The 20987-nt window shown below is 59.4% G+C and carries 14 protein-coding genes; 8 read left to right on the top strand and 6 right to left on the bottom strand.

Annotation, left to right across the window (positions count from 1 at the left end):
* Nucleotides 1–193: 193 nt before the first annotated feature.
* The 4 genes from SCM96_09235 to SCM96_09220 all read right to left on the bottom strand — a co-directional run bounded on the left by SCM96_09235 (nt 194) and on the right by SCM96_09220 (nt 5180).
* The gene (locus SCM96_09235) at nt 194–1768 is read right to left on the bottom strand and encodes a 4Fe-4S binding protein (protein MDW7760807.1); all 1575 of its coding nucleotides are present in this window, start codon (nt 1766–1768) and stop codon (nt 194–196) included.
* Nucleotides 1749–2639, bottom strand: coding sequence for a DUF362 domain-containing protein (locus tag SCM96_09230; GenBank protein ID MDW7760806.1), 891 nt, complete (start codon nt 2637–2639; stop codon nt 1749–1751). The genes SCM96_09235 and SCM96_09230 overlap by 20 nt, the downstream gene beginning before the upstream one ends.
* On the bottom strand, nt 2636–3811 hold the full coding sequence (locus SCM96_09225) for an N-acetylmuramoyl-L-alanine amidase (GenBank protein MDW7760805.1): 1176 nt from the start codon (nt 3809–3811) through the stop codon (nt 2636–2638). The genes SCM96_09230 and SCM96_09225 overlap by 4 nt, the downstream gene beginning before the upstream one ends.
* Nucleotides 3812–3977: 166 nt before the next feature.
* Nucleotides 3978–5180 carry a 2,3-bisphosphoglycerate-independent phosphoglycerate mutase gene (locus tag SCM96_09220; protein MDW7760804.1) on the bottom strand — a complete coding sequence of 401 codons (1203 nt, stop codon included), beginning with the start codon at nt 5178–5180 and terminating at the stop codon, nt 3978–3980.
* Between the two features lie 84 nt (nt 5181–5264).
* Here SCM96_09220 and SCM96_09215 point away from each other — a divergent pair, with 84 nt between their 5' ends.
* The 8 genes from SCM96_09215 (at nt 5265) to SCM96_09180 (ending at nt 17918) form a co-directional block, all read left to right on the top strand.
* Nucleotides 5265–8756, top strand: coding sequence for a DNA polymerase III subunit alpha (locus SCM96_09215; protein ID MDW7760803.1), 3492 nt, complete (start codon nt 5265–5267; stop codon nt 8754–8756).
* 69 nt (nt 8757–8825) lie between these two features.
* Nucleotides 8826–9380, top strand: a complete 555-nt coding sequence (locus tag SCM96_09210) for a response regulator (protein MDW7760802.1) — start codon at nt 8826–8828, stop codon at nt 9378–9380.
* 30 nt (nt 9381–9410) lie between these two features.
* Entirely contained in the window at nt 9411–10154 is a 744-nt protein-coding gene (locus SCM96_09205; GenBank protein MDW7760801.1) for a biotin--[acetyl-CoA-carboxylase] ligase, read from the top strand.
* A 17-nt stretch (nt 10155–10171) separates the two neighbouring features.
* Nucleotides 10172–10975 (top strand): type III pantothenate kinase, encoded by an 804-nt coding sequence (locus SCM96_09200; protein ID MDW7760800.1) that lies wholly within the window; start codon nt 10172–10174, stop codon nt 10973–10975.
* Complete coding sequence (locus SCM96_09195) at nt 10956–11600, top strand: hypothetical protein (protein MDW7760799.1); 645 nt, start codon at nt 10956–10958, stop codon at nt 11598–11600. The genes SCM96_09200 and SCM96_09195 overlap by 20 nt, the downstream gene beginning before the upstream one ends.
* A 2-nt stretch (nt 11601–11602) precedes the next feature.
* The gene (rnr, locus tag SCM96_09190) at nt 11603–13663 is read left to right on the top strand and encodes a ribonuclease R (GenBank protein ID MDW7760798.1); all 2061 of its coding nucleotides are present in this window, start codon (nt 11603–11605) and stop codon (nt 13661–13663) included.
* Nucleotides 13660–14733, top strand: coding sequence for a SelB C-terminal domain-containing protein (locus SCM96_09185; protein ID MDW7760797.1), 1074 nt, complete (start codon nt 13660–13662; stop codon nt 14731–14733). Before rnr ends, SCM96_09185 begins: the two co-directional genes overlap by 4 nt.
* Before the next feature lie 551 nt (nt 14734–15284).
* Nucleotides 15285–17918, top strand: coding sequence for a DUF5916 domain-containing protein (locus SCM96_09180; protein MDW7760796.1), 2634 nt, complete (start codon nt 15285–15287; stop codon nt 17916–17918).
* On the opposite strand, the gene SCM96_09175 is transcribed toward SCM96_09180, so the two are convergent.
* On the bottom strand, nt 17919–20012 hold the full coding sequence (locus tag SCM96_09175; GenBank protein MDW7760795.1) for a hypothetical protein: 2094 nt from the start codon (nt 20010–20012) through the stop codon (nt 17919–17921).
* 47 nt (nt 20013–20059) lie between these two features.
* On the bottom strand, nt 20060–20983 hold the full coding sequence (gene argF / locus SCM96_09170; GenBank protein MDW7760794.1) for an ornithine carbamoyltransferase: 924 nt from the start codon (nt 20981–20983) through the stop codon (nt 20060–20062).
* Nucleotides 20984–20987 lie beyond the last annotated feature (4 nt).

The following is a 20987-nucleotide window of genomic DNA, read 5'->3' as shown; positions in this document are numbered from 1 at the left end:
GTGATGCTACGTCGAGTGGGCTGCGACGAAGCCGGAATGGTGAGATCGGCTCGCCCGAAGGGGAAAAAGCGCCGGCATATAACTGAGGGGAAAAACCCGGCTCTTTTTCCGCACGGCTTCGGCAAGCCTGGATTATTCACGAGTCGAGGCGGCTGCAGATGCAAGGCGCGGAGGGTGAAGCTGTACTCCCAGGCTAAAAGAGTTCGAGGAGGAGCTGGTTCTTGGACGACCGCTCCTCTCCGACGCTGGTGACGAAGATGGCCGGCTTGTCCATGACCGGGCACTTGTTTTCGCAGACGCCGCAGCCGATGCAGAGATCGAGGTCGATAACCGGCCCCATCTGGGTCACGATGCTCCCGTCCGGAAGCTTGGCTTCGACCTCGACGAGCTTGATGGCCTTGGGTGACGTCGGGCAGTGCTCCTCACAGACGATGCAGGGTTTTCCGAAAACGTAGGGAATGCAACGGCTCTTGTCCACCCATGATGTACCGATCTTGACATCGACTTTTTCCTCGACGGTCAATTCACGGATGGCGCCCGTGGGACAGACCTGGGTGCAGAGCGAGCAGTAGTACTCACAGTATCCGATCTTCGGAACGAGCATGGGCGTCCAGATCCCTTCCGGTCCGGCTTCCGACAGTGTCGGCTGCAGCCCGTTGGTCGGGCAGACCTTCATGCACGCGCCGCATTTGACGCAGGTTCGCAGGAAATCCTCTTCCGGCAGCGATCCGGGAGGCCGGATGAGCTTTTCGGAGGCCCGTTTTCGGGCGGGCGTGATCCGGAACAGGGGGGCCGCCGCGAAGCCGAGAAATGTGGTCAGGACAAGCTTTCTTCTGGACAGGTCGATCCCGGTCATTTTCGCCGGTGCCGGCTTCAGAGGAAAGCTGATGGCGGCCGTCGGACAGATCGCCGCGCAGGTCTGGCAATACACGCACTCCGAGCTTTTCCATTCGGCATTGGGGAAGGGTGTGGCCTGGGTTTCGCAGTGGAGATTGCAAAGTCCGCATTTGATGCATTTGTCTTCATCGATGCGGAGTTTGAAGATGTTCCATCGGGAAAAGAGCCCCAGAAGAGCGCCCAGCGGACAGAGATACCGGCACCAGAAACGCTCTTTCCAGGCGTTCAGCATGACGGCTCCCGTCAAGAGAAGCCCGATGAACAGACCCTGCAGAAAAATCGTGTTGAACATCATGTTTTCGACGAATTGGCCGAGACTTCGGCCGGCCGTGGTCATTCCCGTTCCATAGAGAACGTCGAGAACCGCGTCCGCGCCGAAAGCCAGGAAGGGAAAGACGGCCAGAGTAAACGATCGATAGAGAAAAGATAGGGGATCGAGATATCCTACGAGATTCAAGGTGAAAAGCGAGCCGGCCAGGACGAAGACGAGCACGACATACTTCCAGGCCAGCCCGGCCTTCCCGTCGTTTTTCGGCTTCAGAAAACGGGCTTTTTTAAAAACCCAGGAAAAGAACTGATGAAGCGTGCCCAGGGGGCAGGCCCAGCCGCAAGCGACACGTCCCAGGATCAGGGTGACCAACAGGGTGATGCCCGCCAACAGGAAAGAGGCGAAGAAGACCCGGGTCGCGATAAACGTCGTCAGTCCCAGCAGAGGATCGAAATGGAAGAAGCGCTCGACCGGACCGATATAATCGTCCCCGGGATAATGGGTGACGGCCATGAGATAAAGGAAAAGGAAGAAGAAAGCGGCCTGGATCGCGACGCGAAGAAGCTGAAAGACCCGGTGTTTTTTAGATCGTTCGTTTTTCAATGTGCAGGCTCCCCAAATCAAGTTGCCCCAGACCGCGATCCTGTCCCATCTTGATAAAGGGCAGGTCCTTGGGGTCGATATCGAACAGCGACGCGCCCACGGCTTCCACCGCCACGGGATCGACGCCGGCGGCGACGGTTTTCTTGAGTTCGGTATCCGAAATGCGGCCTCCCTGCGGGCCGTTGCGGATGAGAATGCGGTAGCCGTCGAGAACGGTCAGGGCGGGCTTGAAAAAGGCGGCCAGATCGACCACGGCCTTGTCGATGTCCTGATGGAGTTGGTTCCGGGCCCCGGCGATACCGCCCAGCCAGTTCTTCATCCCCAGGGTCAGCCGGCAGAGGCTATGGTGCTTGGCGATGGGAACGTTGATGAGGACGTCGGTTTCGATGACATCGAGAAGCACATCCCATTCCTTGATCCATTCGCCGCCGATCGGCATCTTCCGGACCCGCCGCTCGTCCATGAAGATGACCCGGGCGCCCGCCTGGCGGGCGGCTTCCTGGATTCCCGAACGGACATAGCAGCGCTTGGCTTGGTTGGTGGTGTTGTCGATGACTACGGCCTCTTTCGCGCCGGCTTCCAGGGCCATTTCCACGACGGCGGCCACGACGTCCGGATTCGTGTTGGCGGCCATTTCCGGCGTCCGGTCCCAGCCGATGTTGGGTTTGACGACGACGCGGGCGCCCCGGGAGACGAAGCGCGACATGCCGCCGATGAGCGAGACGGCCTTCTTCGTCAATTCGGCCGGGGATTCGCCCTCGACATATCCGATGTCCGGCAACCCGGCCTGGAGAGGATACAGGCGCAGCGGTGTGCTTGCGGCCAGTCCTCCCAAGGCGATGTTTCTGATAAATGTCCGTCGTTTCATCATAGTGTTTTATCCTTTCCCAAAGACTGGATGTAGTCGAGGATTCCGGCGTGAATGCCCCGGGCGATGGCTTGCCGGTATTGCGGCGTCTTCAGCCGCGCTTCCTCCCGGGGATTGCTGAGGTGGGAAACCTCGACCAAGACCGACGGCATGTCGCCGCCGATGAGAACCCAGAAAGGCCCGCCCTTGGTGCCGAGGTCGCGCACGGGATTGTACGACTTGGCCAGGGTCTGAACCAGATGTTTTTGAATTCTTTCGGCCAATCCCCGCGACTCGTAGATCTTGCTGTTTTGAACGATCTGCTGGATGATGCCCCGCATCTGGCCGATATTTTTTGTGGAGGTGGCGTTTTCCCGGGCGGCGAGTTCGTTGACGGCGGGGTCGGGGCTGATGTTGAGATAAAACGTCTCGATGCCTTCGCGCTTTTCGTTCCGGCTGGCGTTGACATGAATCGAGACGAAGATGTCGCCGGCTTTCTGGTTGGCGATGACCGGCCTGTCTTCCACGCGGATATAGACATCGCTTTCCCGTGTGAGGATCACCTGGAGGTCTTTGTTGCGGGACAGGAGATTTTTAAGCTCCTGGGCGATTTCCAGAGCGACATCCTTTTCCTTAAGGCCGCTTTTCCCTATCGCGCCGGGATCGCGCCCGCCGTGACCCGGGTCGATGATCACGGTCCGGACCCCGAGTCCGAGCTGGCGGGCCATGGAATAGCCCGTGGCCAATGGATCGGGCGGGGTCGTGACGGCGGACGGTTGTCCTCTCCGGGGGGTGATGTCGATCACGAGGCGGAACGGATCGAAGATGTGGTAGACCCGGTAGGAATCGACGCGGGAGAAATCGATGTCGGCCGTCATGCGGACCGTGGATGGGGATTTTTGGGCGATGCGGATCTGGCTCAGGTAGTCCGTCTTGACGGGATAGCCCTGATTGTGAAGAAGAGGGTTGAGCCGGGCCTGAAGGACGTCAACATAAATGCGATCGGGCGCGCGTAGATCGCCCGACGAGTATTCGCGGAGTTCTCCGATATCGAGGACGATCCGGGTGAAGTTCGGATGGGTGTGATAGCGGATGTTGACGATCTCGATCCGCTGGTCGTCCTGGACGGACCCGGCCGTCGACAAGGCCGCCATCAGAATCAGAACGGCCGCCGCACCGGATTTGCGCGCAGACATCGTCATCATTTTTTCTATTTTACAGAAGGCCGCCCGGCTTGTCCATTGCGTTATAAGAGGGATCGCCCGGCCGGCCCACGTCGGCAGTTTCGCCATCGGCTTTCTGCTGGTGCGGAACCTGGCCCGTTCCCGGCGGCTTTCATGACAGGGTTCGCCCCGGATCGGATCAGGCGCCGTATTTTGTGAGCTTGAGGGCGTGGGCCAGCATCAGGGGCATGGCCCGCATGGAGGGAAAGCGGCCGAGGATGCCGCCCGCGCAGGCTCTCTCCGTGAAAATCTCGACATCGTCTTTTCCGGCCGTCGCCGCATGGAGAAGGAAGGGATTGGGGTGCCAGGAATGCCCTTTGAGAAGAGACGGCGTCGAGTGGTCCGAAGTCACAACCAGAACGTCCGGCTTGAGCGCCCGAAGACGCGGGATGAAGGCGTCCATCTCCTCGATGGCCGCCGTCTTGGCGGCGAAATTCCCGTCTTCCCCCGCTGAGTCGGTCTTTTTGTAGTGGATGTAGAAGAAGTCGTGCTCTTGGAAACGGGCTTCGAGCGTGTCGAAGAGGTCCGTCGTTTTTTCCCCGGTTTCGAGGACGGTCATGCCCAGAAGCCTGGCCAGGCCCCTGTACATCGGGTAACCGGCGATCGCCGCCGGACGCAGCTTGAACAGATCGGTCATGGACGGGATGGACGGGAAACGGGAGAATCCCCGGAGAAGCGCGGCATTGGCCTTCGGTTCTTTTTCCAGAAGCCGGGCGGCGTCGTCGAGAAAGCGGTTGACAACCTCCGCCGTATCACGGGCTTCGGGGGCCAGAGCGGAGGCCGCCTGGGGGGGGCGGTCCTCCTTCTGAGGATCGGCGTCACTCAAGGCGTCGGACAGGTCCGGAGCCGTGAAGCGGGCGACGAAACGGTGTTCGCGGCCTGGGAACACGGAGACGGCGATCCCGTCCCGCTTTGGAAGATTGTCGTTGAGGAAGGCGCAAATCCGGACGTTCTCCTCGGTCGGGATGCGGCCGGCGCGGCGATCGACGATCCGGCCGTCCCGCAGTGTGGCGAAATTGCCCCGGGCCACGAGATCGTTCCGGCCGACTTCGACCCCCGAGCCGAGAGCTTCGAGAATGCCCCGGCCGAGCCGACGGCGCAGGGGGTCGTACCCGAAGAGCGAAAGATGGGCCGGGCCGCTGCCCGGGGTGACGCCCATGAGGACGGGATCGGTGAGGCCGCAGACGGAATCGCGGGCCAGAGCATCCAGGTTCGGCGTCCGCGCGGTCTCGAGTTCGGTTGCGCCGTCGACGGGCAGGCCGCCCAATCCGTCCATGACGAGAAGAACGATCCGGGTGTCCGTTGTCTGCGACAGTTCGGCGGCCAGGGTTTCCCAATCCATGATGAAAACATTATAAAGCGGACCGCTCCGGAAGACAAGATTCACCCTTCTCACGGGACGGCCGCTCTGCTAGAATCAATGGCGATGGACAGCCCCTTCATTCACCTGCACAATCATTCCGAATACAGCATTCTCGACGGCTGCATGAAAGTCGCGGACCTGGTTGAGGCGGCCTATGTCCGGAAGATGCCGGCCGTCGCTTTGACCGACCACGGCAATGTCTTCGGCGCGCTTCAGTTCTTCAAGGAAGCCAAGGCCCGGGACATCAAACCCATCCTCGGCTGCGAAATCTATGTCGCGCCCAAGAGCCGGTTCGATAAAAAACCCATGCCGGACGAAAACGGCCATTCCTTCCACCTGGTGCTCCTCGTCAAGAACGACAAAGGTTATCGGAATCTCTGCCGCCTGCTCACGGCAGCCTACCTCGAAGGCTTTTATTACAAACCCCGGATCGACAAGGCGCTTCTTGCCGAGCATGCCGAAGGTTTGATCGGGCTGTCGAGCTGCCTGAAGGGCGAAATCAATGTCTGGCTGTCCCGGGGGCGGGACGACACGGCGGCCGAAACCGCCCGCGCCTACGCCTCCTTTTTCTCTCCGGGCGACTTCTATATCGAGCTGATGGACCACGGCCTCCCCGAACAGAAGGCCAACAACCCGCGGCTCATCTCCCTGGCCCGGGATCTCGGCCTGCCCCTGGTGGCGACAAACGACATCCACTTCTTGAAGAAGGAGGATGCCTCGACTCAGGATATCCTGATCTGCATTCAGACGAACCGCAAGCTCACCGACCCGGACCGAATGCGCTTTGCCGGCAATGCGTTCTATTTCAGATCGGCCGAGGAGATGGCCGAGCTTTTTGCGGACGTCCCCGAGGCGTTGCGCAATACCGCCCGCATTGCCGCCACCTGCGATTTCGATTTTCCCGCCAAATCCTACTACCTGCCGAATTTCCAGCCTCCGGAAGGCCGCGCCCTGGGCGAATATTTCGAAACGACGGCCCGGGAAGGTCTGGCCGCCCGATTGGCGGCCCGGGCGGCGAAAAACCCCGAGGGGAATAACGGTCGGGCTGAAGAGGCCTATTACGACCGATTCGAAAAAGAGATCAAGCTGATCAAGCAATTCGGTTTCGAAGGGTATTTCCTGATCGTCTGGGATCTCATCCGCACAGCCCGCGCCAAGAAGATCCCGGTGGGTCCGGGTCGTGGTTCGGCGGCGGGCAGCCTTCTGGCCTATTGCCTGAACATCACCCAGATCGATCCCCTGGAATACGATCTTCTTTTCGAACGATTCCTCAATCCCGAACGGATCAGCCTTCCCGATATCGACATCGATTTCTGTGCCCGGCGCCGCGAAGAGATCATCCACGATATCACCGAAAAATACGGCCGGGAAAACGTGTCCCAGATCATCACCTTCGGAACCATGGCCGCCCGCCAGGCGATCCGCGACGTCGGCCGGGTTTTGGAGCTGCCCCTTCCCGAAGTCGACCGCATCGCCAAGATGATCCCTTCAGCCGGCCCGAATTCGACCATCGAAGACGCACTCAGGGCCATCCCCGAACTGCGGGACCTGGGGGAAAAGAATCCTCTGGTCTCCAAAACGCTGGAGAACGCGCGAAAACTCGAAGGTCAAGTCCGCCATCCCTCCATCCATGCCGCGGGTATCGTCATCACGCCGACGCCGATCGTCAACTATGCTCCGCTCTATCAGTCCGCCAAGGGGGAAATCACCACCCAATTCCCCATGCAGGACGTTGAAGCCATCGGCCTGCTGAAGATGGACATCCTCGGCCTTCGCAACCTCACGGTCATCGACGACACCCTGGCCCTTGTCGAGAGAGACACCGGCGTCCGCCCCGACATCGACGCCGTGCCCCTGGATGACGCCAAGACCTTCGTGGTCTTTCAGTCGGGGAACACCGACGGCGTCTTCCAATTCGAAAGCCCCGGGATGAAGGATCTTCTCCGAAGCTTCAAGCCCGAGGATTTCCGCGATCTCATCGCCCTCAACGCCCTCTACCGTCCCGGACCGCTGAAAAGCGGGCTGACCGACGAGTTCATCCGGCGCAAAAACAACCCGGAACGAACGGTCTACGAGATTCCCGAACTCGAACCCATCCTCCGGGAAACCCGGGGCGTCATGGTTTACCAGGAACAAGTCCTGCGGATTGCCTCGGATCTGGCCGGGTTTTCGCTGGCCGAGGCCGATCTTCTCCGCAAGGCGATCTCGAAAAAAGTCGACAAGATCATGCGGGAGCAGCGAGCCAGGTTCATCCAGGGCGCCAAAAAGAAAGGAATCAGCCAGGTCAAGGCGGGCCGGATTTTCGACCAGATCCGGAATTTCGCCGAATACGGATTCAATAAATCGCACAGCGCCGCCTATGCCTACCTGGCCTATAAAACGGCCTATCTCAAGGCCCACTATCCGCTTCATTTTCTTGCCGCCCTGCTGACATCCGAGGCGGAGCGGGGCGCGACGTCTCAGGTGGTCAAGTATGTCGCCGAATGCCACGAGATGGGCATCGCCATCCTGCCCCCGGACATCAATCGGAGCGACTATCCTTTCACCGTGGAAGGCGACGCCATCCGCTTCGGCCTGGCCGCCGTCAAGAATCTGGGAGAAACGTCCGTGCGGGACATTCTTGCGCTCAGGCGGACCCTCGGATCCTTTCAATCGCCCTTTGACCTTTTCCAGGATGCCGGCACCAGGAGCGTCAACCGCAAGGCGCTCGAAAGCCTGATCAAAGCGGGAGCGTTCGATGCCCTGGGTTGGCGGCGGGCGCAAGGCCTCGCCATGCTCGATACCCTGATCGATTACGCGCACGAAATTCAGAAGGCCCATGACCGGTGTCAGACCCGGCTGTTCGATACGACGATGTCCGCGGCCCCGGACATGCCTCCTGAAATCCGGAATATGGACGAGTGGGACGAACCGGCATTGCTGTCTTACGAACACGAGGCCCTGGGCTTCTATCTGTCTCGCCATCCCCTGGCCCGGTTCCGGGACCGCTTGTCGACACTGGTGTCCCACAACCTGGCGGATCTCGATGAAAACGCCGGAGCCAACGGCGAAGTCCGTCTGGCCGGAATCGTCGCCTCGATCAAGCCTCTGAAAACCCGGAAAAATGATGAACGCATGGCCTCCTTCATTCTGGAGGACATGACCGCACGGGCCGACGTCGTGGCCTTTCCGGAATGCTTCGCCCGCTACGGGGCCTGTCTTCATGAAGGCCGTCTGGTCTGGGTCCGGGGCAAATGTTCCGGAGAAGGCGAAAGGCGGCGGATCGCCGCCAGCCGGATCCTGTCTCTGGATGAGGCCTTCATCAGCCAGGCCAAGCGGGTGGTCATTCGGGTCTTTCTTCCCGGCATGGAGAAGCCCGTTTTATCGGAACTGAAAACCGTCCTCGAAAAACATCCCGGCAAGTGTCCGGTTTTCTTCGACCTCGAAACATCCCAGGCCCTTCGGGTTTTGACCCAGTCGGCCGAAGTCCAGTCGGTCGCGCCCACGGACGATCTCATCCGGGACGTGGAGGCCATTCTGGGCGAGAACTCGGCCGCCATCGACTACGAACCATAAGTCGGCTGTGGTTGACAGGTGTTGGGGGAAATGATTAGATTAACAGAGAACCCATCACACTTCGAGGACATGTTGCCATATAAAGTTATTGTCGCCGATCCGAGTCCGTCGACGCAGAAGGCCGTTCAAGCGGCATTCCAATATCCCCTATTCGAAATTGTGCCGTGCGACAACGGAACGGACCTCATGGAAACCGTTGTCCGGACCCGTCCCGACGCGCTGTTGGTCAATCTCTTTCTTCCGGGGGGCGACGGCCGGTCCATGGCTCAGCAAATCCGGGGCCGGGAGGAATTCAAGAATCTTCCGATTATTTTCCTGAGAGGGGCCTTCGAAGCCTTCGATGTCGATGATGAGGAAACGGCCGGCCGGGCCGTCGTCGGCAAGCCGTTCGATTCGGAGAAGCTGGCCGTCGACGTCAGGGATATGATCGACGGGGCCATGACGCCGCCGTCTCTGCCGGAGGAGCCGGATTTCGACGAAGGAAAAGGCCCGGCGGATCTGGAACAACGCATCCTCGCTCTGATCCGGCAAGAAATCCCGGCCCTCGAAAACAGAATTGAAAAAAGATTGAGCGCCCGCAGGATAATTCCGGACGATCCCGCGCGACGGCGGAGACGCGGCTGATCCCGCAGAAAAAGATTGAAGGAGTCGGGCATGACCTTCGGATCCCTCGTTTATCGCTATGACCGCATCGCCTCGACGAACGCCGTCGCCGGAGAAGCCGCAGCCCAGGGGGCTCCGGAGGGGGCGGCCTTTATTGCCGACGAACAGACCTCCGGCCGCGGCCTCAGGGGACGGACCTGGTATTCCCCCCCCGGCAAAGGACTGTATGTTTCATTCATTCTCAGGCCCGACGCGTCCCTGCATCCTCTCATCCCTCTGGCCGGAGGCCTGGCCGCAAGGCAGGCGGTTCTCGAATCGTCGGGCATCCGGACAAACCTCAAATGGCCGAACGACATCCTCTACAAGGGGGCGAAGCTCGGCGGCATTCTCGCCGAAGCCGTATTTTCCGGTTCCGATATCCAATACGCCGTCCTCGGGATCGGCCTCAACATTGACCACCGGGCTGAGGATTTTCCGCCGGAACTGGCCGGACGGGCGCTGTCGTTGAGGATGATCACGGAATCGGCGCCGCCCAGGGAAACCGTGTTTTTTGCTCTGTGCCGGGCTCTCGATGATGTCTTCGCCCGGTTGGCCGCCGGAGAGGGGGAGGAATTGGTCCGGGCGTTTCAGGCTGAAATGACATTTCAACCGGGCGCGCCGATTCGTCTGTCCGTGCCCGAAGGCGAAACGGCGGGCACCTATCAGGGGCTGACGGCCCGGGGCGGCTTGATTGTTTCCGTCAAGGGGGATGACCGGGTTTTCCATTCGGCTGAAATCTCGGCCGCTGACGGATGAATTCGGGGAGACAGGCGATGCTTTTAGCCTTCGATATAGGAAACACGACTGTGGCCGTCGGCCTTTTCCGGGGCCGCGATTTGATCAAGGACTGGAAAATCGCCTCCGATAAGGAGAAAACCAGCGACGAATACGAAGCCGTCCTGCAAACGTTGTTTCGGTTCGGGGGGCTGGATCCCAAGGACATCAACGGGGTCATCATTTCCAGCGTCGTCCCGCCGTTGACGCCGGTTTTCCAGGAGATCGGAAAGAACGTTTTCGGCTGCCGGGCTCTGGTGGTCGGCCCCGGATTGAAGACCGGCATGCCGATTCTTTATGAAGCGCCCCTTGAGGTCGGCGCCGACCGGATCACGGCGTCCATCGCGGCCTATGAGAAGTACGGAGGACCGTGCATCATTCTCGATTTCGGCACGGCCACGACATTTGATGTGGTCTCGGGCCGGGGCGAATATCTCGGCGGGGCCATCGCTCCCGGAATTCGAATCGCCGCCGAAGCCCTGTATCTGAAAACGGCCCGGCTTCCCCGGATCGAGATCCGGAAACCCCGCCGGGCGATCGGGCGGACGACGGTGGCCAGCATGCAATCGGGTCTTTACCACGGCTATGTCGGGCTTGTGACGCACACGATTGCCGAGATCCGGAAAGAGCTGGGATCGGAGGCCAAGGTCGTCTGCACCGGCGGATTCGGCGGCGAAATCGTGGGCGAAATCCGGGATATCGATGCTCACGATCCCCATCTGGTGCTCGAAGGTCTTCGTATCGTCTATGAAAGAAACCGAACAGCGGGGCCGGGGAACGGCAATGACGATCCGAGCGGCTGAGGAGGACAGGAACCGGTATTTCCGGACGATCGCCCGGGAATTTCTGAAGCGGCGCGGCGCACCCTTTTTCCTGAGTCCGCGCGACGCCGAAATCATATCCGGTTGGGAACGGCGGGGCATCCCTCTCTCCGTCGTTCTGGAAGGAATCGAACGCGCGTTCGAGAGAACGAAGCCCGGAAGGCCGGACACGGGAAAGATTCTGTCGCTGGCTTTCTGCGCGCCCAAGGTCGAGAGGGCCTTCGACATTCAAAGAGAGAAAACCGTCGGCGGGCGAAGACGGGTCACATCCACGGCGGACAAAAAACGCCCGGCCGCTCATGAGGCGGAACGCTTCCTTGCCGATCTTCCGAACCGGTTTTCGCGGTTGGCGACGCTCTACCGGGAGGGGTTGGAAATTCTGTCCCGGACCGAGGTCGATGAGGAAGCCCTTGAAGCTCTGGACGATCGCGCCGACGAAATTCTCCGTGAGGCGGCGACGCCCGAAGAAAAAGCGGAAGCGGCTGTCGACATGGCCGCCGATCGATCGGTTGACCGGGACGGGGATTCGCCGGAAATCTCTTTGCGGGCCGCCCTGATAATCAGGCGGCGGTATCGCGTGCCCTATCTCGCCTTGTTTCATTATTGACGATGGAAAAACGCATTCTGACGCTTCTCGAAAAGAATCCCGCCGGGCTCGAGTTCCAGGACATCCTGGACGGGCTCCGCTTGAAGAGGCGGGAAAAAAACGCTCTGCGGGAGTCCCTGGCCGTCATGGAAAGGGAAAAATCCCTCCGCCGCCGAGGGCGGCTCTATCTCCCCGTCCCCCGGGCGGCCGTCGTGCGCGGGGTTTTCTCCGCCGGGCCGCGGGGATTCGGTTTTGTTGCGCCGGAGGACGGCGGCGGCGACATCTTCATTCCCGCCCGGTTCGCCGCCGCGGCCGTCACCGGCGACATCGTCGAGGTCGTCCGCCGCGAGGCGGGGCGACGGGGAAAGCCCGAAGGGCGCATTGTGAAAATCGCGCGAAAAACGCGAAAAACGCTTCTCGGAATTTATCGGGAAAAGCAGGGATTCCCCTATCTTTCCGCCTTCGACAGCGCCTCTTCCGAGGAAATCCCGCTCAAATCCAAAGGCGGATTGAAGCCCGAAGAGGGGATGATCATCGAAGCCGACCGAGCCTCGCTGAAAATTACGGAGGTTCTCGGCCGGCCCGATGATCCGGGCGTCGACACGGAAACCGTCATCCGCAAGTTCGATCTGCCCGCCGCATTTCCCGCCGATGTCGTCGGGGAAAGCGAATCCGCGCGAAGCGATCCCCCCGTCGCCGACGGAAAGACCCGAAGAGATTTCACGAATTGGATGACCGTGACCATCGATGGGGAGGATGCCAGGGATTTCGATGATGCCGTCAGTTGGACTCCCCGGGAAGGCGGGGGTTGTCTTCTGGGGATTCATATCGCCGACGTCTCTTTCTATGTCGGAACGGGGACGGCTTTGGACCGGGAGGCTTTCCGGCGGGGGACAAGCGTCTATTTTCCGGATTCGACGCTTCCCATGCTACCTGAAAAGTTGTCCAACGATCTCTGTTCCCTGCGGCCCCGACGGGTCCGGCCGGCTCTGAGCGCGCTCATGGAAATCGATGAAAACGGTCGTGTGGGTCGAACCGAGTTTTGCGCCTCATTGATCCGGACGTCCGCCCGCCTGACATATACGGCCGTCGCAGCCGTTTTCGACGGCGATGAGGCGGAATCCTCAAGGCTTGGAGACATCGTCCCCCATCTTCTCGCCATGCGCGACCTGGCCCGGAAAATGAGGGATCGGCGCCGGGAAAACGGCAGCCTGGATTTCGATCTCGATGAGCCCGAGCTGATTTACCGCGGCGGGGTGCTCCAGGCTGTTGCCGCGGCCGAACGGAACGAGGCCCATCGACTCATTGAGGAATTCATGATCGCCGCGAACGTGGCCGCGGCATCTTTTCTCTCGGAAAAGGGATATTCTCTTCTCTATCGGGTTCATCCGGCGCCGGCTCCGGAGAGCCTGGAGAAGCTTAGAGAACTGCTTTCGGGATTCAGTGTGTCTTTGCCCGCCGCCGAAACGGCGACCTCCGGCAGCCTGCAGGCCGTTTTGGACAGGTTCCGGGGCCGGCCCGAGGAAAAATTCATCGGTGTTCAGGTTCTGCGGGCGATGAAGCCGGCCGTTTATTCAGAAAAAAACAGCGGTCATTTCGGGTTGGCCCTTTCCGAATATGCGCATTTCACCTCGCCCATCAGGAGGTATCCCGACCTTGTCGTGCACCGCATCATGAAGCGGGCCCTGGCCGGAAAAAAGCCGGAAAAGCTCCCTCTGGACGTGTGGGCGCTTCACTGTTCGGAAAGAGAGCGCACAGCCGCCGAAGCGGAGAAGACTCTGCTTCAGTGGAGGATCCTCCGGTTTCTCAAGACCCGCCTGGGCGATGAATTCAACGGGATTATCGTGGACATCAATCGGGCGGGACTGGTTGTTGAGCTTGAGGATTATTTTGTGGACGGACTCATGCCCTTCTCGGCTTTGGGAGGGGATTATTACCGCCGGCAGGATTCCCGGACGCTCAAGGGCCGGAGAGGGGGCGTGATCTTCCAGGTCGGCCGGAAAATCCGGGTCTCTCTTCTGGCGTGTGATCCCGTTCTGCGCCGCATGGAATTCGGATTGGCCGATGAGCCGGAGGATCTATGATGAAACCGACGCGGGTTTTTGATGCGCTTCTCGATATTCCGATGGACATTAGCGGAGAGGTTGCGGCGATTCGGATCGGAGGCAAAAGAATTCGGGCCGAGCTCGCCGTCTATGGTCCCGCCTCGAAAGGGTCTGTTTTCGTTCAGGTTGCCGTGTCGCCGCCGGTCACAACGGCTTGGGGGGACGCCTTTGAAATTGAGGATGCCGGAAGAAATCATTTGGGAAGCGGCGCCGTCCTGCATCCTTTTCCACCCGAATTCAAAAAAGCCGATATTGAAAAAAAACTTCCTCTGCTCCGGCTTCTGGCCGGAGATGCCGCTCAGATGCTTCAGGCGCTGGCTGAGGAAAAGGGCATCCGCGGTCTGAACGATGAAGAATGGGCCGGCATGACCCGGCTCGGACCGGAAAAACGCCAGGCGGCGGCGCTTGAAATCGAGAGCCGGGGACTCATTCGAATTTTGTCGTTTGAACCGCTTCATGTCATCTCTCAGCCCGCCTTCGAGTTTCTCTGCCGGAGAATCGAGACGTTCCTTTCCCGCTTTCACGGGGACAACCCCGGGCTTCGCGGACTCGATCCCGAAAAGATCCGCGACAGATTCAAGTTGTCCCGCCTGGTGCTTCGGTTGGCTCTGGGGTGGCTGAGGAAAGAGGGCAAGATCGTGAATGTTCCCGGCGGAGTCGCTCTGGCCGGATTCGAAATGGCCCTGACGCCGGAGGAGGAGCGCATCCTTCGGGAATTGGAAAAGACGGCCTTCCGCGGCGAATTCGATCCCGCCGCCCGCGAGGAGATCCGGAGGACGTTTCGGATCGGGGATGCGCGTCTGGATTTCCTGATGTCCGTTCTCGTCGAGCGAAAAAAAATCGTCGAAGGGTTCGACGGGTTTTATGTTCACGCCCGTTGGCTGGATGAACTGACCGAGCGGCTGAAAAAATCCGGCCGCCGGGAAATCACCGTCGCCGACTTCAAGGAATTGACGGGTCTCAGCCGGAAATACGCCATCCCCCTGCTGGAACTTCTGGATCGCATCGGGGTTACGCGGCGCACCGGAAACACCCGCCACCTCCTTTAGCCCGGCCTTTTCATCAAAATGCCGTCGCGTTTCATGTGCCCATCGTTGCCTGACAGCATTTCCTATTAATAAAGCCGGCATTTTGACCCTCCGGGCAAGCCGATCCGACCGCATCTGCGGCGTTGCGAAGGGTTCGCGGTACCAAAGAGTACAGCTTCACCCTCCGCGCCTTGCATCTGCAGTCGTCTCGACTCGTGAACAGGCCGGGCTGAAGGGGCTGTACGGAAAAAGCGCCGGGTCTTTTCCTTCTCCCATAATTCCGGCGCTTTTCCCCCTACGGACGAACCGATCTTACCGCATCGATATCGTCGCGGCCTGCTCGACGTAGTTCAAACTACGCCTGCGCAGTCCGCTCCTCATCGCTACGGCAACCTCGGCTCGCGCACAGCCCCTTCCATCTGGGCTCCGCCTGATAAGTTCGTGCGAGTCGTCTCGACTCGTGAACAGGCCGGGCTGAAGGAACTGTGAGGATTCCGCGGGGCGCATCAACCTTTTTGGGGGTTGGGGAGTCTTATCTCATGAATGCGAAAACACCTGGAAGAGAGGACGCCATGAGACGAGCCCCTTTTTTTATCGCCGCGGCGATCATCCTGACGTCGGTTCTTGTTGCGGCCGACACGGACAGAAAAATCTACACCACACGCCACGTCAACCCCCATCCGCCCGTCATCGATGGGATTCCGAATGACCCGGCCTGGGAGAAAGTGGAATGGCAGACGGATTTTATCCAGTGGAAGCCCTATGAGGGGAAACCGCCGTCCCAACGCACGGCCTTCAAGATCCTTTATGACGATAAAAACCTCTATATCGCCATCCGGGCCTTCGACACGGAGCCCGGGAAAATCGAACGCCGCATCAGCCGCCGCGATATCCTCGACGGCGACTGGGTCTCCGTGGCTTTCGACAGTTACTTCGACAGGCGGACGGCCTTCAATTTCACGGTGAACGCCGCCGGGGTCAAGGTCGACTCGCTGATGTCGAACGACGGTCAGAGCGAGGATCACAGTTGGGATCCGATCTGGGAAGTCCGGACGGCGATGGATGCCGAAGGTTGGACGGCGGAGATGAGAATTCCCTTTTCCCAGCTCCGGTTCGGAACGAAGGAGGAGCAGATCTGGGGCCTCCAGGTTGCGCGGAACGTCTTCAGGAATGACGAACGGTCGCTGTGGCAGTTCATCCCGCGAAACGCCTCAGGCTGGGTCAACGGCTTCGGCGAACTTCATGGATTGAAAGGGCTGCGTCCCCCCCGTCAGGTCGAGCTCTTCCCTTATGCCGTCGGGAAACACCAGACCTACCGGAAAGTCGACGGCAATCCTTTTGCGACAGGACGCGATTCCTCGTTTTACGGCGGCCTGGACGGCAAAATCGGCGTGACGAGCGATCTGACGCTGAACTTCACGGTCTATCCCGACTTCGGGCAGGTCGAGGCCGATCCGTCCGTGGTGAATCTGACGGCTTTTGAAACGTATTACCAGGAAAAAAGACCGTTCTTTGTCGAGGGCCGGAATATCCTGTCCTTTCAATTGATGGGCGGCGACGGCGATTTTTCGAGCGACAACCTGTTCTATACGCGCCGTGTCGGGCGGGCCCCTCAATTCTATCCCCAGGCCGGTCCCGGCGGTTACGTCGAGATGCCCGAGGCCGCCTCGATCCTGGGCGCTTTCAAGCTCACGGGAAAAACCCGGCGGGGTCTGTCCATCGGCATCATCGAAAGCGTGACATCCCAGGAAAGGGCAACGATATTCAGGAGCGGGAATCTATTCGAACAGACTGTTGAACCCCTGACGAACTACCTGGGTCTCCGGCTCCAGCAGGATTTCCGGGAGGGGAAATCATCCGTCGGTTTCATGGCGACGGCCGTCAACCGCGACATCCGGAACGAGAATCTCAGTTTTCTTCATGACCAGGCCTATACCGGCGGGATCGATGCCTATCACAGCTGGAAGAACAGGGCTTATGCCCTTTCCTTCAACTCCGTCTTCTCCTGGGTTCACGGCACGCCGGAAGCCCTGCTCCGGACACAGACCTCCCCTCTCCGCTATTTCCAGAGACCCGACGCCTCTCACGTCGAACTCGATCCGAATCGCACCTCGCTTGCCGGACATGGCGGGACGTTTGTGATTCAAAAAATGGGCGGCGGCCGGATCCAAGCGAGCACAGGCGTCACCTGGCGATCTCCCGGGCTTGAGCTCAACGACATGGGCTTTCTCCGCGGCGCCGACAGCATCATGCAGTTTTTCTGGTTGGGTTATCGGATCACCGAACCGTTCTTCTTCTTCCGCAGCTTCAACATCAGCGTCAATCAATGGCGGGGCTGGAACTTCTCCGGGGAAAACATCTTCGACGGGGGGAATGTCAATTTCGGAGGCCAGTTCAAGAACCACTGGTCCGCCTGGCTGGGAATCAACCGCAATTTCGAATCTCTTCAAGCCAGCGCTCTTCGCGGCGGACCGGCTCTCCGCGTTCCCGGCGCCAATAATCTCTGGGCGAGTATCCAGACGGACATGAGGCGTAAAGTTCGTTTGACCTTCAATGGCAGCTCGTTTCGACGGGACAATGGAGAAACCCGGAGTTTCTCGCTCCAGGGCGGCGTCATCTTCAATCCGACCAAAGCCCTCAATCTCTGGCTTTTGCCGACGTACTCGGAAAATTTCAATGAGCTCCAATATATCGCCACCAGAAATTCCGCCGGAGAGCCCCGCGCCATTTTCGGGCGGATTGAACAAAAAACGCTGGCCATGACCGTCCGGCTCAATTACAGCCTGACCCCCGACCTGTCCATCCAGTTCTATGGGCAGCCCTTTGCCTCATCGGGAAAATACACGCGTTTCAAACAGATTACGGACTCCCGGTCCCGGGATTACGACGCCCGCTACAGGCTTTTTGACGAAAATGAACTGCTTTACGATGAGGCGGCCCGTCTTTTCCGGGTCGACGAAAGCGGCGACGGCATGCCGGACTACAGCTTCGGCCGTCCGGACTTCAGTTTCCTGCAGCTTCGATCCAATCTCGTCGTGCGCTGGGAATACCGGCCGGGTTCCGCCCTCTATCTTGTCTGGTCGCAGGGCCGCACCGGAGCGCTCCAGGAGACGGATTTCTCATTCGGCCGCGACATGGGGAATCTCTTCGGCCTCCACCCGCACAATGTGTTTCTGGTGAAGTTTTCCTACGCCTTCCAGCTGTAATCAGTCTTTTTGGTCTTGAGGGGCGGTCGGCTCGGACTTGTCCGCCTCGTCCTTCTTTGTCTGCTTGAGGGCGGACTTGAGCTTTTCGGCGAAGAACCCGAACCCGGCGTCTTCCTTGGGCAGGGGCTTGAAGTCCTCTTTCTTATCGGCTTTCTTATCCGCCTTATCCCGGGGGCGTAACTCCAGGCCATCCTCATCGGCCTGCTTGATGGCCGTGAACGCTTCAATTTCGGATTCTTCCTCAGCGATTTTTTCCGTGATGACCCGGCGTTCACTCTTGCGGGTGGGCCGGGCTCTTTCACCTTCGATCTTGGGCTTCTTGCGCTTGGGCTTATCCTTCTTTTCGGCCGGGGGTTCCGGCGTACGCCTGGGCGCCTCAACGGGAGCGGCGACCTCCTCATCTTCAAGAATGTCCTCGATCAAGTCTTCATAGACCGAGAGTTGCGTCGCAGCGGCTTCGGCCGGCTCTTCTTCCTTGGCGACCACGGACTCTTCCACATCCGCAGGGATATCCTCGAGGGCCGGAATTTCTTCACCGGGCTCGATCGGTCGGCGGAAGATAAAGACCCCTTTCTTTTTCTCGGAGGGTTCGAATTCCGGAAGATTGAGGAGAACGGTTTCGACATCCTCCTGCGTTGTCGATCGGATCATGTCGGCCAGATGATAGACACGCAGAAAATGAAGGGCGCGTGTTTCTGTGGACAAGTGGGGGTCATCGTAGATGCGTAGAATCAGGCGGCCGAGATCGGCATCTTTCTCGGTTTCGGTGAGGGGCAGAAGACAATGCAGGGTCTCGCGTTCGATGAAAATGATTTTGTTGGGCAGTGCAAAGGTGAACATGTCTTCGCCGGCATCTTCAAAATGTCCGGACTCGGCGTTGAAAGCCACCTTAGGCACGGCGAGCTTTTTCTTGGATTTCTTGACCCAGAAATGAAAGCTGTTCGGTCCCTGGCGTTCGATGGTCAAACTGGCGCCCTGAGGGATGTGGTGGGCTTCATAAAATGGCATGAGGCCCAGAAAAAAGTTTTCGTCGGGGTAATAATACAGCGTGTACGTTTTGTTCTCTTCCGGGTCCGTGAAGAGATATTCCCGGGATTTGGCCAGTTCGCGGGCCAGGCTTTTCGGTGGCTTGATGCCGCCGGACAGAATTTCCCGCCATGTCAGATAAATCTTGACGGGAAAATCCTGGGAGGCCGTGACGCCGGTTTTATCCGAGGGTTCGAATTCGGGAAGCGGCGCCCCCGCGGCGGCGATCGGCCGACCGGCGGCCATATCCTTGAGCGTTTTTTTGAGATGCCAGCGGCCCCATCCCTCCGGGGAAACGAGCAGGATGTCTTTTTTGTGCTTTTTTTCCAGCGTGATACCCAGGCTCATGCAGTGGAGATCGAACAGGTCGTTCGAAGGCTCGATCCGGAAATATTTTCTGACAATGTCCTCGGTTGAAACCGAAACACCGTTTTTGGCGATGCCCTCCCGAACGGAATCGACGACGGCATCCGGAATATCGATCTGCCTGTCTTTCAGATGCCAGCGATCATTCCAGGTGAATGTGCCGGGAGCTTTGTTGAGAGCGGTCTGGAGCTTTCTTTCGAGGCTGTGCAGATCCCGGTCCGTCATGGGCAGTTCGGTGAGCCGGGGATCGTCTCCGCTTTCCAGGTTTTCGGGCGTCCGGGCGGCGCCGCCGGTGTTGGACGGCAGAAGGACCTGGGTCCGGGTCTTTTTCATATATTCGAGGTATTTGCGGAAAATCCCGCCTCCGGGATAATCCACCTCGATCATTTCGGATTGAAAACTCGGGAAATAGGTTTTGGACACCACCTCGAGAACCACGGCGCCCTGAAAATGCTCGACGGCTTTGCTGCCGACGGACAGGGTTTCATCGTATTCCTTGTAGATCTGATCACCTACCTGATAGATGCACTCCGGGTCATACTTTTTGACGGCCTGGGTGCGCTGACCTGCCGTTTTGGCAAAAGCCAGTTTTTCGGCCAGCTCGGAGACGGACCGCGGCTGTGAGGAGGCGGCCAGCTCCTTTTCCACAAAAGCGAGATCGTCCGCGGTGATTTCAGTGAGTTTCTGCGTTTCTTTCGTCATCGGCGTTGATCCGGATTCTTCGACATGGCGTTCCTATGAAGAAGCGATCAGGCGCGGCCCCCCATCAAAAGAGTCATGATGACCTTCTGGACATGAAGCCGGTTTTCGGCCTGGTCGAAAACGACGGAGTTCGGCGAATCGATGATTTCGTCCGTCACCTCTTCACCTCGATGGGCCGGCAGGCAGTGCATAAACAGGGTATCCGGCTTTGCGGCCGACATCAGAACGGCATTGACCTGGTAGGGAGCGAAGATCGCGGCCCGTTGTTTCTTTTCGGATTCCCGGCCCATGGAGGCCCAGACATCGGTGTAGACGGCGTCGGCGTCCCGGACGGCGGCCTTCGGGTCGTGAGTCAGCTCGATTTCGGCGCCCGTGGCCTTGGCGTCTTCCCGGGCCGTCCGGACGATGTCCGCATTCGGCTCGTATCCTTCCGGCGTCGCGGCGATAACCCGCGCCCCGGATTTGGCGGCGGCGTACATCAGACTGTGGCAGACGTTGTTGCCGTCCCCGATGAAGGCCAGGCTGACGCCTTTCAGACGTCCCTTTTTCTCCAGCAGGGTGAAAAAGTCGGCCATAGCCTGGCAAGGGTGGAGGAGATCGGTCAAAGCGTTGATGACCGGAATCCGGGTTGCCTCGGCCAGGTCCAGAATCAGGGAATGAGCGAATGTCCTGATCATGATGCCGTCCACCCAGCGTTCCAGGTTGCGGCCGATGTCGTAAGCCCCTTCCCGGTCGCCCAATTGGATGTCGGACGGGCCGAGATAGATCGCCTCCCCTCCGAGCTGGAGCATGCCGGCTTCAAAGGTCATGCGGGTCCGGAGAGAGGGCTTCTGAAAGATCATGGCCAGAATCTTGTTTTCCAGGACCTTGGCATATTGTCCGGGATTCTTTTTCATGTCTTCCGTCCGGGCCATGATGTCCTGAAATTCTTCCGTGCTGAGGTCGTGAATGGAAATGAAATCGTCTTTCATGGTT

It is taken from the genome of Acidobacteriota bacterium, from assembly GCA_033549365.1.
Classification (GTDB): Bacteria; Acidobacteriota; Aminicenantia; order Aminicenantales; family Saccharicenantaceae; genus JAWSUF01.
The sequence above is the reverse complement of the archived record's forward strand: the minus strand, read 5'-3'. Positions and strand labels throughout refer to the sequence as shown.